At 58.3% G+C, this 12,539-nt stretch carries 13 protein-coding genes and 1 pseudogene; 10 read left to right on the forward strand and 4 right to left on the reverse strand.

Features of this window, described 5'->3' with window-relative positions; translation table 11 throughout:
- The first annotated feature begins 16 nt into the window (after positions 1-16).
- Positions 17-649: an isochorismate family cysteine hydrolase YcaC gene (gene ycaC / locus DYL61_RS11360; RefSeq protein ID WP_135308400.1), complete on the forward strand. Its 633-nt coding sequence runs from the start codon at positions 17-19 to the stop codon at positions 647-649.
- Positions 650-704: 55 nt separating this feature from the next.
- On the opposite strand, the gene DYL61_RS11365 is transcribed toward ycaC (DYL61_RS11360), so the two are convergent.
- Together DYL61_RS11365 and DYL61_RS11370 are read right to left on the reverse strand one after the other, a co-directional pair.
- Entirely contained in the window at positions 705-1,637 is a 933-nt protein-coding gene (locus DYL61_RS11365) for a nucleotidyl transferase AbiEii/AbiGii toxin family protein (protein WP_135308401.1), read from the reverse strand.
- Entirely contained in the window at positions 1,627-2,394 is a 768-nt protein-coding gene (locus DYL61_RS11370; protein ID WP_135308402.1) for a type IV toxin-antitoxin system AbiEi family antitoxin, read from the reverse strand. The genes DYL61_RS11365 and DYL61_RS11370 overlap by 11 nt, the downstream gene beginning before the upstream one ends.
- 209 nt (positions 2,395-2,603) lie before the next feature.
- On the opposite strand from DYL61_RS11370, the gene ycaC (DYL61_RS11375) reads away from it, so the two are divergent.
- The 3 genes from ycaC (DYL61_RS11375) (at position 2,604) to DYL61_RS11385 (ending at position 4,404) form a co-directional block, all read left to right on the forward strand.
- A complete protein-coding gene (gene ycaC / locus DYL61_RS11375; protein ID WP_105523455.1) occupies positions 2,604-3,236 on the forward strand; it encodes an isochorismate family cysteine hydrolase YcaC in 633 nt (210 codons plus the stop codon).
- A gap of 149 nt (positions 3,237-3,385) precedes the next feature.
- Entirely contained in the window at positions 3,386-3,940 is a 555-nt protein-coding gene (locus DYL61_RS11380) for a hypothetical protein (RefSeq protein ID WP_135308403.1), read from the forward strand.
- 29 nt (positions 3,941-3,969) lie between these two features.
- Complete coding sequence (locus DYL61_RS11385; RefSeq protein ID WP_135308404.1) at positions 3,970-4,404, forward strand: hypothetical protein; 435 nt, start codon at positions 3,970-3,972, stop codon at positions 4,402-4,404.
- Between the two features lie 19 nt (positions 4,405-4,423).
- Here the strand turns inward: DYL61_RS11385 and DYL61_RS11390 are convergent.
- Positions 4,424-5,359: pseudogene (locus DYL61_RS11390) on the reverse strand (PDDEXK nuclease domain-containing protein); the annotation flags it as partial.
- An 83-nt stretch (positions 5,360-5,442) separates the two neighbouring features.
- Here DYL61_RS11390 and DYL61_RS11395 point away from each other — a divergent pair.
- Both DYL61_RS11395 and DYL61_RS11400 read left to right on the forward strand, forming a co-directional pair.
- Positions 5,443-6,087, forward strand: a complete 645-nt coding sequence (locus tag DYL61_RS11395) for an NAD(P)H-dependent oxidoreductase (protein WP_135308405.1) — start codon at positions 5,443-5,445, stop codon at positions 6,085-6,087.
- Entirely contained in the window at positions 6,026-6,424 is a 399-nt protein-coding gene (locus DYL61_RS11400) for a MerR family transcriptional regulator (RefSeq protein WP_135308406.1), read from the forward strand. Before DYL61_RS11395 ends, DYL61_RS11400 begins: the two co-directional genes overlap by 62 nt.
- On the opposite strand, the gene DYL61_RS11405 is transcribed toward DYL61_RS11400, so the two are convergent.
- Positions 6,421-7,866 carry a hypothetical protein gene (locus tag DYL61_RS11405; protein ID WP_135308407.1) on the reverse strand — a complete coding sequence of 482 codons (1,446 nt, stop codon included), beginning with the start codon at positions 7,864-7,866 and terminating at the stop codon, positions 6,421-6,423. The two genes, DYL61_RS11400 and DYL61_RS11405, sit on opposite strands and share 4 nt — an antisense overlap.
- A 214-nt stretch (positions 7,867-8,080) precedes the next feature.
- Here DYL61_RS11405 and DYL61_RS11410 point away from each other — a divergent pair, with 214 nt between their 5' ends.
- The 4 genes from DYL61_RS11410 to dxs all read left to right on the forward strand — a co-directional run bounded on the left by DYL61_RS11410 (position 8,081) and on the right by dxs (position 12,445).
- Entirely contained in the window at positions 8,081-9,220 is a 1,140-nt protein-coding gene (locus DYL61_RS11410; protein WP_135308408.1) for a Fic family protein, read from the forward strand.
- An 89-nt stretch (positions 9,221-9,309) separates the two neighbouring features.
- Entirely contained in the window at positions 9,310-9,552 is a 243-nt protein-coding gene (locus DYL61_RS11415) for an exodeoxyribonuclease VII small subunit (RefSeq protein WP_003176346.1), read from the forward strand.
- Entirely contained in the window at positions 9,549-10,436 is an 888-nt protein-coding gene (gene ispA / locus DYL61_RS11420) for a (2E,6E)-farnesyl diphosphate synthase (RefSeq protein ID WP_135308409.1), read from the forward strand. The genes DYL61_RS11415 and ispA overlap by 4 nt, the downstream gene beginning before the upstream one ends.
- Before the next feature lie 110 nt (positions 10,437-10,546).
- Positions 10,547-12,445, forward strand: a complete 1,899-nt coding sequence (gene dxs, locus DYL61_RS11425; RefSeq protein WP_135308410.1) for a 1-deoxy-D-xylulose-5-phosphate synthase — start codon at positions 10,547-10,549, stop codon at positions 12,443-12,445.
- Positions 12,446-12,539: the final 94 nt, after the last annotated feature.

Here is a 12,539-nt window from a genome sequence, read left to right on the forward strand (position 1 = left end):
AAAAAAGGATTCAACCATGAGCACTCCAACCTACAACCGCTTGAACAAAGACGACGCCGTAGTTCTGATGGTCGACCACCAGACCGGCCTGATCTCCCTGGTCCAGGACTTCTCCCCCAACGAATTCAAGAACAACGTGCTCGCCCTGGCTGACCTGGCCAAGTTCTTCGAACTGCCGACCATCCTCACCACCAGCTTCGAACAAGGCCCCAACGGTCCGCTGGTGCCAGAGCTGAAAGAGATGTTCCCGGACGCGCCGTACATCGCGCGCCCTGGTCAGATCAACGCGTGGGACAACGAAGACTTCGTCAAGGCAATCAAGGCCACCGGTCGTAAGCAAATCATCATTGCCGGTGTGGTGACGGATGTGTGCGTAGCGTTCCCGACACTGTCGGCGCTGGCGGAAGGGTTTGATGTGTTTGTGGTGACCGATGCGTCGGGCACCTTCAATACCACGGTGCAGCAGGCAGCGTGGAACCGTATGACCCAGGCCGGTGCGCAGATGATGAACTGGTTCTCGGTGGCGTGTGAGTTGCACCGCGACTGGCGCAACGACATTGAAGGGTTGGGCAACTTGCTGTCCCAGCGGATTCCCAACTATCGCAACTTGATGAATGGCTATGCGGCGCTGACGGCACGCAAGGACTAATTAAATCGATGTACACACAAAGCCTGCCCTGAAAAGCAGGCTTTTTTGGGCTCCACTAAACGGGAACTTCCATCAGTAGCTGGCTTAAAACGCGATCCAGTTTTGCTAAAGCCTCGTCGCGTTTGTCTACAGACATTCCCGTAATGTTTCGCAGCTTCCATTGTACGGCCGGTAATCGGTCCACCCCTGGGAGCGCCAGTAACGTCCAATCGGGCTTTCCACTCTTGAGCGAAAGTAAAAACGCCGCGTCTTGTTCAATGAACTGCTGACGTATCGCGGCAAGCAACGACTGCCTTGTGGACTCCAGTTGCTCAAGTGTGACCGGCTCACGGGTCATACCGGCAAACTCGGCGTGGAATATGTCTGCAAGCGGCTTCCATCGCGGAGCCAGCAGTTCAACCATCGGCCTTCGATGACTTATCAAGTACACCAAAAAGCCCTCGAAGATCTCGCGTGTCAGCCCGCCCTCACGAAGCATGAGCATCACGTCAAAAAGATCTCGAGGGTGCTGTCGGTCCAACGCAGCGCAAATTTTGCCGCCGTATAGATCGGGCAACGAAACGACTGGAATTGAGGCAAACCCAAACTCATCTTCAACCAGCCCCACGACATCACGCTCTTGTGGGACATGAACCGTGCCCCGTATCACAGGCGACACTTCGATTTTGATCTGAGCGAGTGGATTGCGAACCAGCACTCGCAGTTCGTCGTCGCGATTTGCCTGAACATTCGCAACCACCTGAGGTAACCCGCGTACAACCGCATCTGCGATCCGTTGAAGCGCGAGACGAACATCGCTTAACGCCTGCTGGCGATCAGAATTGGGCAGATAGGCCAAGTCTATATCCACCGACAGACGAGGCAGGTCACGTACAAACAGATTGATGGCGGTCCCCCCTTTAAGCGCAAAACATCGCTCTGCCGCTACGTAAGGGATGACCTGTACCAACAAACGGACCTGAGCAGCATAACGAGCATCAAGAAGCACTGGCAAAACTCTCCGGCACGGTGATTTGGAACTCTTTATCGAGTCGACCACCCCGGATGATTTGGCGCTTGCCGTTACCGAGATCAATCCTGGACAGATCTATTCGCCCATACCATGCGTGACCTGCGTTTCGCGCCATTAGCAGAAAAACACGTTTGACGCGTATGGAGTTGCACGCTTCAAGCAGCCGCTGCAAACGCCTGGGGCTTAGGGTGCCCAAGCCACTTAGCACGTCAGCCACGCTGCTGAATAACATCTGGTTGGCACTTTGGTGAATCAGCTCAAGTACGGCCCGTTCCGGGGTAGAGATTTTTAACTCAAATCGCCCGTAAGGAACCTGAAAAACTTGTAACGCCACATCTTCCATGTCGGCGGCGAAGAGCCCGCCGGGATGAAAGTTAACAGCAACGGGCCAAGGGTATTTGCGAAACCACCCGGGGAGCGAAGCACCTGGCGTTCCGAACAAGTCAACAGCCTGCATGCCAAAGGCCAGGTAATGGCTGTAGCCCGCCAAGCTCAGCGCGGTAGCTCCACCCGGCCAGATATCAACCGAAGCGCCTTGCTGCAAGGCAAATACCCCGCCCTGCCAATCGAGCTCGTCGCCACAACGCTTCCACGCGCCATACCCTACGCGCTCGACCCAACCACTTCGTTGGTATTTTCGGACAAGGCCCGGTCCCACGCCCTGCTCATGCAAGAACGCTTGCGTGGCGACAGATCCCGTCGGCCATCGGGCCAGCAATTGGTTTATTTTCATCAAAAACACTCACCTTTTAGGTGATCCATACAGAAAATATTAAACCAGTTTAGCAATGAACGTCGCTATGGCTAGTCGCGAAAGGAATGTCTCCCACAGATTGACGGTAAGACACATCCCACCCGATTTATCACTCCCCAACACCCCATTAATCTATGCCCATGTTGAACGCAACGCCCTAACCCACTTAAACAAAAAAGGATTCAACCATGAGCACTCCAACCTACAACCGCTTGAACAAAGACGACGCCGTAGTCCTGCTGGTCGACCACCAGACCGGCCTGATCTCCCTGGTGCAAGACTTCTCCCCCAACGAGTTCAAGAACAACGTGCTCGCCCTGGCTGACCTGGCCAAGTTCTTCGAACTGCCGACCATCCTCACCACCAGCTTCGAACAAGGCCCCAACGGTCCGCTGGTGCCAGAGTTGAAAGAGATGTTCCCGGACGCGCCGTACATCGCGCGCCCAGGTCAGATCAATGCGTGGGACAACGAAGACTTTGTCAAAGCCATCAAGGCCACCGGTCGTAAGCAAATCATCATTGCCGGTGTGGTAACGGACGTGTGCGTAGCGTTCCCGACACTGTCGGCGCTGGCGGAAGGGTTTGATGTGTTTGTGGTGACCGATGCGTCGGGCACCTTCAATACCACGGTGCAGCAGGCAGCATGGAACCGTATGACCCAGGCCGGTGCGCAGATGATGAACTGGTTCTCGGTGGCGTGTGAGTTGCACCGCGACTGGCGCAACGACATTGAAGGGTTGGGCAACTTGCTGTCCCAGCGGATTCCCAACTATCGCAACTTGATGAATGGGTATGCGGCGTTGACGGCTCGTAAGGACTAATCAAACCGTTTCAAACACTAAGCCTGCCTTAAAACGCAGGCTTTTTTTTTGATCTAGCAATGCGCCATTAGCACACCCGCCCTAATTGTTCCGGTGCAGGCGCAACACTAAAGTCCTTCGCTTGGTTCAAGCCTCAAGGAAGGACGCTGTTGAAGACATTAACCAAGGTTGCTCACTGCCTGGCAGTGTTGACCATGACCACTGCGGCATTGGCCGATGAGCAAGCACCGGTTGGCGATTGGTCGATCATCTACGGCAATGGCCGGGCGCATAAAAACGTCATGTATGTGGCCGACCGCACATCCGTGGTGCCGTCGAACCATAACAAGGGCGCCCAACTGGTGGCGGTGACCTTGGTGTATGAGGAACCGGGCAAGCCGATGATCGATGCGTACAACCTCGAGGTGCAGTGTTCCACGCGCAAGGTGCGCTTTCTTAACGGACAGTCGGTTGCGCCCTATTCCTACACCCTCACGCACCTGAAAGTCTCGAACGCGTGGCAGACGCCAAAGGATTTCTGGCTGGATCGCACGCGGGCATTTGTCTGCGAGCCGGGCAAGAGCAAGGACACGGTTGCCATGGGCAAGATGACCCATCTGCAAATGATCCAGACCGCCAAACTGATGATGGAGCAGTTGGGCCCGACTCAAGAGAAGAGCCAGATGATCGACGACCTCGACGACATGCTCGGCAATAAGCGTTGAACAACGCTCACCAACCCACAGGATTCACTATGCCTACATGGACAAGGCAGTTGCTGGCAGGGGTTTTGTTACCTGCCATGCTTTTTATTAGCGGGTGCCACTTGATTGCCCAGTCGCGCTGGGAAGGCCGGGATGTGCAAGAGGCGCTGGATTTATTCGGCAAACCCAATGCCATGAAAAAACAGACCGCAGCCAATGGTGAAACCCAGGTGGTGATGACTTGGTACAAGTCTGCGTCCTGGACCACCACCGAAGCGGCGGGCACTTCAATGAACCACACTGGTAACGGGATGGTTTACACGGAGTATTACCAACAAGTCGGGCACAGCTCCGATTGCAAGCTGGAAGCCACGGTGGATAAAGCCAAGAAGATCGTGCTGTTCAGGATTGAGGACGGCCGCATCATTCATGGCAAGTGTGTGAATGTGCCGTTTGTGCCGGGGTATATTCCGCCAGGTCTCTGAGACGCGGCCATATCACGAGTTAGTCCGCCAACTCTCGCTCGATCTGTTCGATACTGGGCAGACTGGTTTGTAGCTCGGCAGGCAGCGACTCAACCAGTTGATATTCCGCCACGCCGATCGGCCGATTGTTGTCGCGCAATGCGTATTCAGCGACTACTTCGTTTTTGCTCTTGCATAGCAAAAGGCCAATGGTGGGACCATCCTGGGGATGTTTGAGTTGGGCATCCACGGCGGCGAGATAAAAGCTCAATTGGCCCAGATGCTCAGGCTTGAACTTGCCGGCCTTGAGTTCGATTACGACGTAACAGCGCAACTTCAAATGATAGAACAACAGGTCGACGAAGAATTCATCTCCTCCAACGTCCAGTAGCACTTGTTGGCCTACGAAGGCGAAACCAGCACCCAGTTCCAGTAAAAAATCGGTGACATGCCTGATCAAAGCGTTTTCTATATCACGTTCCTGCGCATCCAAGCCCAAGCTCAGGAAATCAAACCGATAAGGGTCTTTCAGCGACTCATGCGCTAAATCGGATTGCGGTTTAGGCAGATGATTCTCGAAATTGCTCACGGCCTTACCACTGCGCTCCAGCAACCGATTTTCGATCTGCATGACCAAGGTGTTGCGCGACCAGTTGTGCGCTATTGCTTGGGCAATGTACCAACGTCGGGTTTCGGGGCCGGGGAGTTTGTCCAGCAGGACCACATTGTGACCCCAGGGCAATTGTGCAGCAGCCTGTTGCACAAACTCGGAATTCGGCCATGCCTCGGAAAAAGCACGCATGTACTTGAGATTACGCGGCGAAAACCCCTTCATCTTTGGAAAGGCCGCACGCAAGTCCTGGGCGAGGCGGTCAATCACTTTACTCCCCCAGCCTTGCTCAGCCTGGCGAATCAATATGTCGTGGCCGATCTGCCAGTAAAGCAGCACCAACTCTCGATTTACCGCCAACGTTGCACTCGACGCATTGCAAGCCGCAGTCTTGACTCTCCCCTATGCGGCAACCTCTACCCTGAACCACCCAGCTCAGGCCCTACCCCATGACCCCGCGCACCCTGATTATCCTCGGCCACCCATCCGCCACCAGCTTTTGCTCAGCCCTCGCCGAAACCTACATCCAGGCCTCCAAAACCGCCGGCCACGAGGTACGTGTCCTACGCCTGGGCGACCTCAGGTTCAATCCTGTCTTGCAGCATGGCTACACCCACATCCAGGCATTGGAACCCGACCTGCTCAGCGCGCAATCCGACATCCTCTGGGCCACGCATCTGACGTTTGTCTTTCCCATCTGGTGGGGTGGTATGCCTGCCTTGATGAAGGGGTTTATCGACCGCATTTTCCTGCCTGGCTTTGCCTTTAAATACCGTTCAGGCAAGGCCTTCCCCGATAAGTTGCTGCACGGCCGAACCGCACATTTATTGGTGACCCTGGACACGCCGCCCTGGTATTACCGCTGGGTCTACCGCATGCCGGGCGTGCATCAGATGCGCCAGAGCACGCTGGCGTTTTGTGGCATCAAACCGCTCAAGACGTTGCTGTTCGGGCCGGTATTGGGCTCTACTGCGGCGCAACGGGCCAAGTGGCTGGAACAGGCTGGCACACTCGCGCAAAAAGGGAGTTTTCATGTACATCGGCAAAGCCGCGCAGTTGTCAGGCACGACCATCAAGGCGATTCGGCACTATGAGGCGATTGGCTTGTTGCCCGCACCGCAGCGCCAGGGTCAGTACCGGATTTATTCGGCGCAAAGCGTCGAGTTGCTGATGTTTATCAAGTGCGCGCAGCAATTGGGCTTCAAGCTCAAGGAATTGCAGAACATTCTCCACGGCGACCCGGCAGGCGCGGCGGCACAGCAACGAGCGGCACAGGCGATTGCGCAGAAAAAACATGAGCTGGTGACGCAGATTGAAGCCCAGCAACGGGTGCTTGCCGGGCTGCTGGCCTTTGAGGCCAGCCTGGAAGAAGCACACGGGCAATGCCAGTTTGAACGCCTGGTTGAAACTGGCCTGCCGCCACGGGTTTAGCTGAACACATCGCCCCATTTATTTTGCACTTCACGTTCCCGTTCGACGCTGATGCGGGTCAGTGCGTCAACCCACGCCACCGCGCCGTTATTGGCTTCACGCAACAAAAACATGATGTCGTCCATGGCCAGGTCGCCCGGTTCGGTGGCCTGGGTGTGTTCGTCCAACATCGTGCGCACCATGTCATTGAGCTGCTGCTTGCTCGCCACTTTTGTCATGACCAACAGCATGGGCAACACATCGTCTTCGGCGTTGAACCGACTGGCGGGGTTACGTTCTTCGTAGCTGCTGCAGATCACGCCGAAACCATTGAGAAAGGTTTCAAAAACCGTGTCTTGGCTGCGCACGGCTTCGGGCACTTTGTGGATGGAGAAGCCATACATCAGGGCCAGCGCAAAGAACGCCTGGTCTTCGACTTTTTTGTCGGGGAAGCCGATCAGTTTTTCCGCCTTGGCGATCAACGCTTCAAGGAAGCCGATGGGCAGTTGCCAGATGAACGCGGCGTCGGGGTCTTCGCGCTGGTCTTGCTGCAATTCTTGCAGAATTGCTTGCAGGGTCTGTATGGGTTTCTGCCCCGGTTGCACGGCGGGCTCGTCGTCCATCAGCAGGTCGTCCAGTTCGGCATGATAAGAAGCGACTGGCTTGGCCCCCGCCAGGGCCGCGACGGGTTCCGCTTCGCCGGTCAGCAGTTTGTCGAGGAGTTTGTTGCGGTTATCCAGCACGAAGCGCACAAAGGCTTCTTCCTTGAGCGCCAGGCGAACCACGCCGGGCAGGAAGGCGTAGATGATCCCGCCAAGTTTTTCGATGTTCGTGTCGTCCCGCAGGGCGGCCAAAGACGCTTCGCCGGTTTTTTCCTTGATGAAGGGCAAGATCCGCGACTTGTTTTGCTCGATCGCCACGGCAACGTAGCCCAGCAGCTTGTCTTTGGCGCTGGCTTTGTTTTGTTGCTCGGCAGGGGTGATCACGCCGCTGTCTTCAATAACGGCCAGGGCCGTGATGACCTCGGCCTCGAACGCCTCGGGTGTCTCGACCGCGGGCGCTGAGCTTTCGTTTTCCAGGGGTTGGCTGCGCAGCCACTCCAAAACCAGCGCGAAACACTGACTCAGTTCCGCCTTGTCCGGCATGTTGAAGGACATCGTCTTACGCTTGTTGACGAAAAGTTTGCTGCCCTCGAGCTCCAGGGACTGCACTTCGTCGTAGGAATAAGTAACGGCATCGCTGAAGGCTTCGCGGATGGCCAGGCAGTCGCCGGCAATAAGACAGCCGTCCTTGCCGCTGCCGAACATGGTGTCATCGATCAGCACCAGCACGTCGCTGGGGTCCAGCGTCAATTTATAAGCGGCCAAGGCGTTGCTTAGCTGCTTCTTTGGAATGTTGGGCGCCACGTGGACTCGCCCCGAGCCTGAGTATTTTTTGGCCTGCAAGAACGCCAACAACGACATATCCCTATCTCCTCAACGCGCTTCGTTGCCTGCACTGCCCGTTCGGGGCGGCAGGTAGCGCTGGAGAATAGCACTAGGCCATCATCGTGATAACCGCTATTGCGTCGCCTAAAGAGCACCTGGGTGGACGATGAGCCGAATAAATTGCACAATCGGCTCACTATATGAGCCGAATAGCCTCCCTTATTCGGCTCACCCTTTCAGGTACGCCTCCATGGACCATCCATTCTGGATCTGGCAACACGCCGACTGGCCGCACTTCCACTGGCAACCGGGACGCCTGGCGGTCCTGTTGCGAGCGTGTGGGCAAGCTCAAGGCAAGCTGCTGGGCATGCTCGGCACCGTGAGCCAGGCGGTCAACGCACAGAATGAATTGGATGCGTTGCAGCAAAACATCCTGACCTCCTCGGCCATCGAAGGGGAGCAGTTGAATGTCGGCTCGGTACGCTCATCCTTGGCGCGGCGCTTGGGGTTGGAGCCGCTGAAAGACGCCAGTGTCAGCCGTCGCAGCGAAGGCCTGGCCGATCTGATGATGGATGCCACGCAACAATTCGCGAAGCCCTTTACCCTTGCCCGCCTTTTGAATTGGCATCATTTACTGTTCCCGACTCCCGAAGCCGGCTTTGCTGCGCGAGCGCTGAATATCGGGGCATTACGCGGCGATGAGCCGATGCAGGTGGTGTCGGGGCGGCTTGACCGACCCACGGTGCATTTCGAAGCACCGCCGCGCAAAGGCCTGGAGCACGCGGTGGATGACTTCCTTGAATGGTTTGAAACCAGCCGTGATCAACCGGAACTGGACCCGTTGGTCCGCGCCGGTGTGGCGCACTTCTGGTTTGTCACGCTGCATCCATTCGATGATGGCAATGGTCGCCTGACCCGCGCCATCACTGACTTGGCGTTGGCCCAGGGCGAACATCAGGCCATCCGGTTCTATGCCATGTCGGCCAGCATCCTTGAGGATCGCGCCGGATACTATCAGGCGTTGGAATCGAGCCAAAAAGCCACGCTGGATATCACTGACTGGCTGGAATGGTTCCTCAAGACCCTGCTGCGCAGCGTGCAACAGGCGATGGCACGGATTGACCGGGTGCTGGGCAAGAGCCGGTTCTGGCAGCAACACCAGCACCTGGCGCTGTCTGCCGAACAGGTCAAAGTCCTCAACCGTCTGTTGGACGGCGGTGAAAAGGGCTTCGAACACGGCATCAGCGCCGCGCAGTATCAGGCTGTGGCCAAGGTGTCGAAGGCCACCGCCACTCGTCACCTCGCCGACCTGCTGGAAAAAAACTGCCTGGTGCGATTGCCCGGCGGAGGCCGCAGTACGCGCTATCAAATCAATAGCACGGGCGATTGAGCAGCCCCCGCTCATTTGCCCGCTTATTTGCCCAGAATCCCCATGTCTGCTAGTGTCCCGCCGGTTTACCGTCTACCGGAATAGCCGCCATGGCCCGCAAAAAAGTTGCACTCGATTTCGAACAATCCCTCGCCGACCTGCAAACCCTGGTCGAGCGTCTGGAGAACGGCGAGTTGTCGCTGGAAGACTCGTTGACGGCGTTTGAGCAAGGCATCGGCCTGACTCGCGACTGCCAGAGCGCCTTGGCGCAGGCGGAGCAGAAGGTGCAGGTGTTGCTGGAACGTGATGGCGAGTTGGCCGAAGAGCCTTTTGATGCGGAACAGCCGGAATGATCGACGCGTATCAGGCCAGTAGCCAAGCCCGGGTCAATGCGGCCTTGGAACCCTTGTTTGTTGCGCCAAGCCCCGAACTCAAGCGTCTTTACGAAGCCATGCGCTACAGCGTGATGAATGGCGGCAAGCGCGTGCGCCCCTTGTTGGCCTATGCCGCCTGCGAAGCCCTGGGCGCGCCAGCGGATCAGGCCAACGGTGCAGCCTGTGCCGTGGAGTTGATCCACGCCTACTCCCTGGTGCATGACGATTTGCCAGCAATGGACGATGACGATCTGCGTCGCGGCCAGCCCACCACCCATAAAGCCTTTGATGAAGCCTGCGCGATTTTGGCCGGGGATGGCCTGCAAAGCCTGGCGTTCAGCGCACTGCTGGACCCGACCTTGAGCAGCGTCAACGCCGAGATCCGCTTGCGCATGGTCACTGCCCTGGCCGTGGCGGCAGGCCCGGCCGGGATGGTTGGCGGTCAGGCCATCGACCTGGGTTCGGTCGGCCAGAAGCTGGATCAACAGGCGCTGGAATACATGCACCGCCACAAGACCGGCGCGCTGATCGAAGCCGCCGTGCAACTGGGCGCCCTGGCCAGTGGCCGTGCCGAAGCTACACAATTGGCGGCGCTGAAGACCTATTCCCGCGCCATCGGCCTGGCCTTCCAAGTACAGGACGACATTCTCGACGTGGAAAGCGACACGGCCACCCTGGGCAAACGCCAAGGTGCCGATATCGCACGGGACAAACCGACTTATCCTGCACTGCTGGGGCTTGAATCCGCCAAGGCCTACGCCCTTGAACTGCGCGACCAGGCCCTGGACGCCCTGCGACCTTTCGACGCGGCGGCCGAGCCGTTGCGGGACTTGGCACGGTACATCGTCGAACGCCGGCACTGATTGCAGCGGCCTTTGCCGCCGCATATCGGCCAAGTTCGGCGCTCTGCGTGGGCAGTTTGCGATGCTTGAGGTAAACTGCCGCCTCTTCTATACCTATAACGATTCGCCTGATGCCCACGACGTTTCAAGAGATTCCCCGCAAGCGCCCGTCCACGCCCCTGCTCGACCGTGCTGTCACGCCGGCCGGCCTGCGCCGTCTGGGTGAAGCCGAGCTGGAAACCCTGGCCGATGAGTTGCGCCTGGAATTGCTCTACACGGTCGGCCAGACCGGTGGGCATTTCGGTGCTGGCCTGGGCGTCATCGAGCTGACTATCGCCCTGCATTACGTGTTCGACACCCCGGATGACCGGCTGGTATGGGACGTGGGCCATCAGGCGTATCCGCACAAGATCCTCACCGGTCGCCGCGAGCAAATGGGCACCCTGCGCCAGAAGGACGGCATTGCCGCCTTCCCGCGCCGCTCCGAAAGCGAGTACGACACCTTTGGCGTCGGCCACTCCAGCACCTCCATCAGCGCCGCGCTGGGCATGGCGATTGCCGCCCGTCTGCAAGGCAGCGATCGCAAGGCGATTGCGGTGATCGGTGATGGCGCGCTGACCGCCGGCATGGCCTTCGAAGCGCTGAACCATGCGCCGGAAGTGGACGCCAATATGTTGGTGATCCTCAACGACAACGACATGTCGATCTCGCGCAATGTCGGGGGGCTGTCCAACTACCTGGCCAAGATCCTCTCGAGCCGCACCTATGCCAGCATGCGTGAAGGCAGCAAGAAGGTGCTCTCGCGTCTGCCCGGCGCGTGGGAAATTGCCCGCCGTACCGAAGAATATGCCAAGGGTATGCTGGTGCCCGGCACCCTGTTCGAAGAGCTGGGCTGGAACTATATCGGCCCTATCGACGGCCACGACCTGCCGACCCTGATCGCCACGCTGCGCAACATGCGTGACCTCAAGGGCCCGCAGTTCCTGCATATCGTCACCAAAAAGGGCAAAGGCTTCGCCCCGGCGGAAGTCGACCCGATTGGCTACCACGCCATCACCAAGCTGGAACCCGTGGACGCCCCCGCCGCCGCGCCGAAAAAGGCCAGTGGGCCGAAGTACTCCGGGGTGTTCGGCGAATGGCTGTGCGACATGGCCGCCGCCGACCCGCGCCTGGTGGGCATTACCCCTGCGATGAAGGAAGGCTCCGACCTGGTGGCGTTCAGCGAGCGTTTCCCGCTGCGCTACTTCGATGTGGCGATTGCCGAGCAACACGCGGTGACGTTCGCCGCCGGCATGGCCTGTGAAGGCGCCAAGCCCGTCGTCGCGATCTACTCGACGTTCCTGCAGCGCGGTTATGACCAGTTGGTGCATGACGTCGCGGTGCAGAACCTCGACGTGCTGTTCGCCATTGACCGTGCAGGCCTGGTGGGCGAAGACGGCCCGACCCACGCCGGCAGCTTCGACCTCTCCTACCTGCGTTGCATCCCCGGCATGCTGGTGATGACGCCGAGCGACGAGAACGAACTGCGCAAGATGCTCAGCACCGGCCACCTGTACAACGGCCCGGCCGCCGTGCGTTACCCGCGTGGCAATGGCCCGAATGCAGTGATCGAGAAGGACCTGGAGCCTATCGAGATCGGCAAGGGCATCGTGCGTCGCCAGGGCAGCAAGACCGCGTTTCTGGTGTTTGGCGTGCAGTTGGCCGAAGCCTTGAAGGTCGCAGAGAAGATCGACGCCACCGTGGTCGACATGCGTTTCGTCAAACCCTTGGATGAAGCGCTGGTGCGTGAGATCGCAGCCAGCCATGAGCTGCTGGTGACGGTCGAAGAGAACGCCATCATGGGCGGCGCCGGTGCGGCGGTCAGTGAGTTCCTGGCGCGGGAGAATATCCTCAAGTCGGTGCTGCACCTGGGCTTGCCGGATGTGTATGTCGAACATGCGAAGCCGGCGCAGATGTTGGCGGAGTGCGGGCTGGATGAGGCCGGTATCGAAGCTGCGGTCCTCAAACGCACGGCACAACTGGGCCTGTAAACCGGCTTTAACCTGTGGGAGGGGGCTTGCCCCCGATAGCGGTGGTTCAGTGATGGATACTGAGACTGACACACCGCAATCGGGGGCAAGCCCC

Source organism: Pseudomonas nabeulensis (assembly GCF_004682045.1).
Taxonomy (GTDB): Bacteria; Pseudomonadota; Gammaproteobacteria; order Pseudomonadales; family Pseudomonadaceae; genus Aquipseudomonas; species Aquipseudomonas nabeulensis.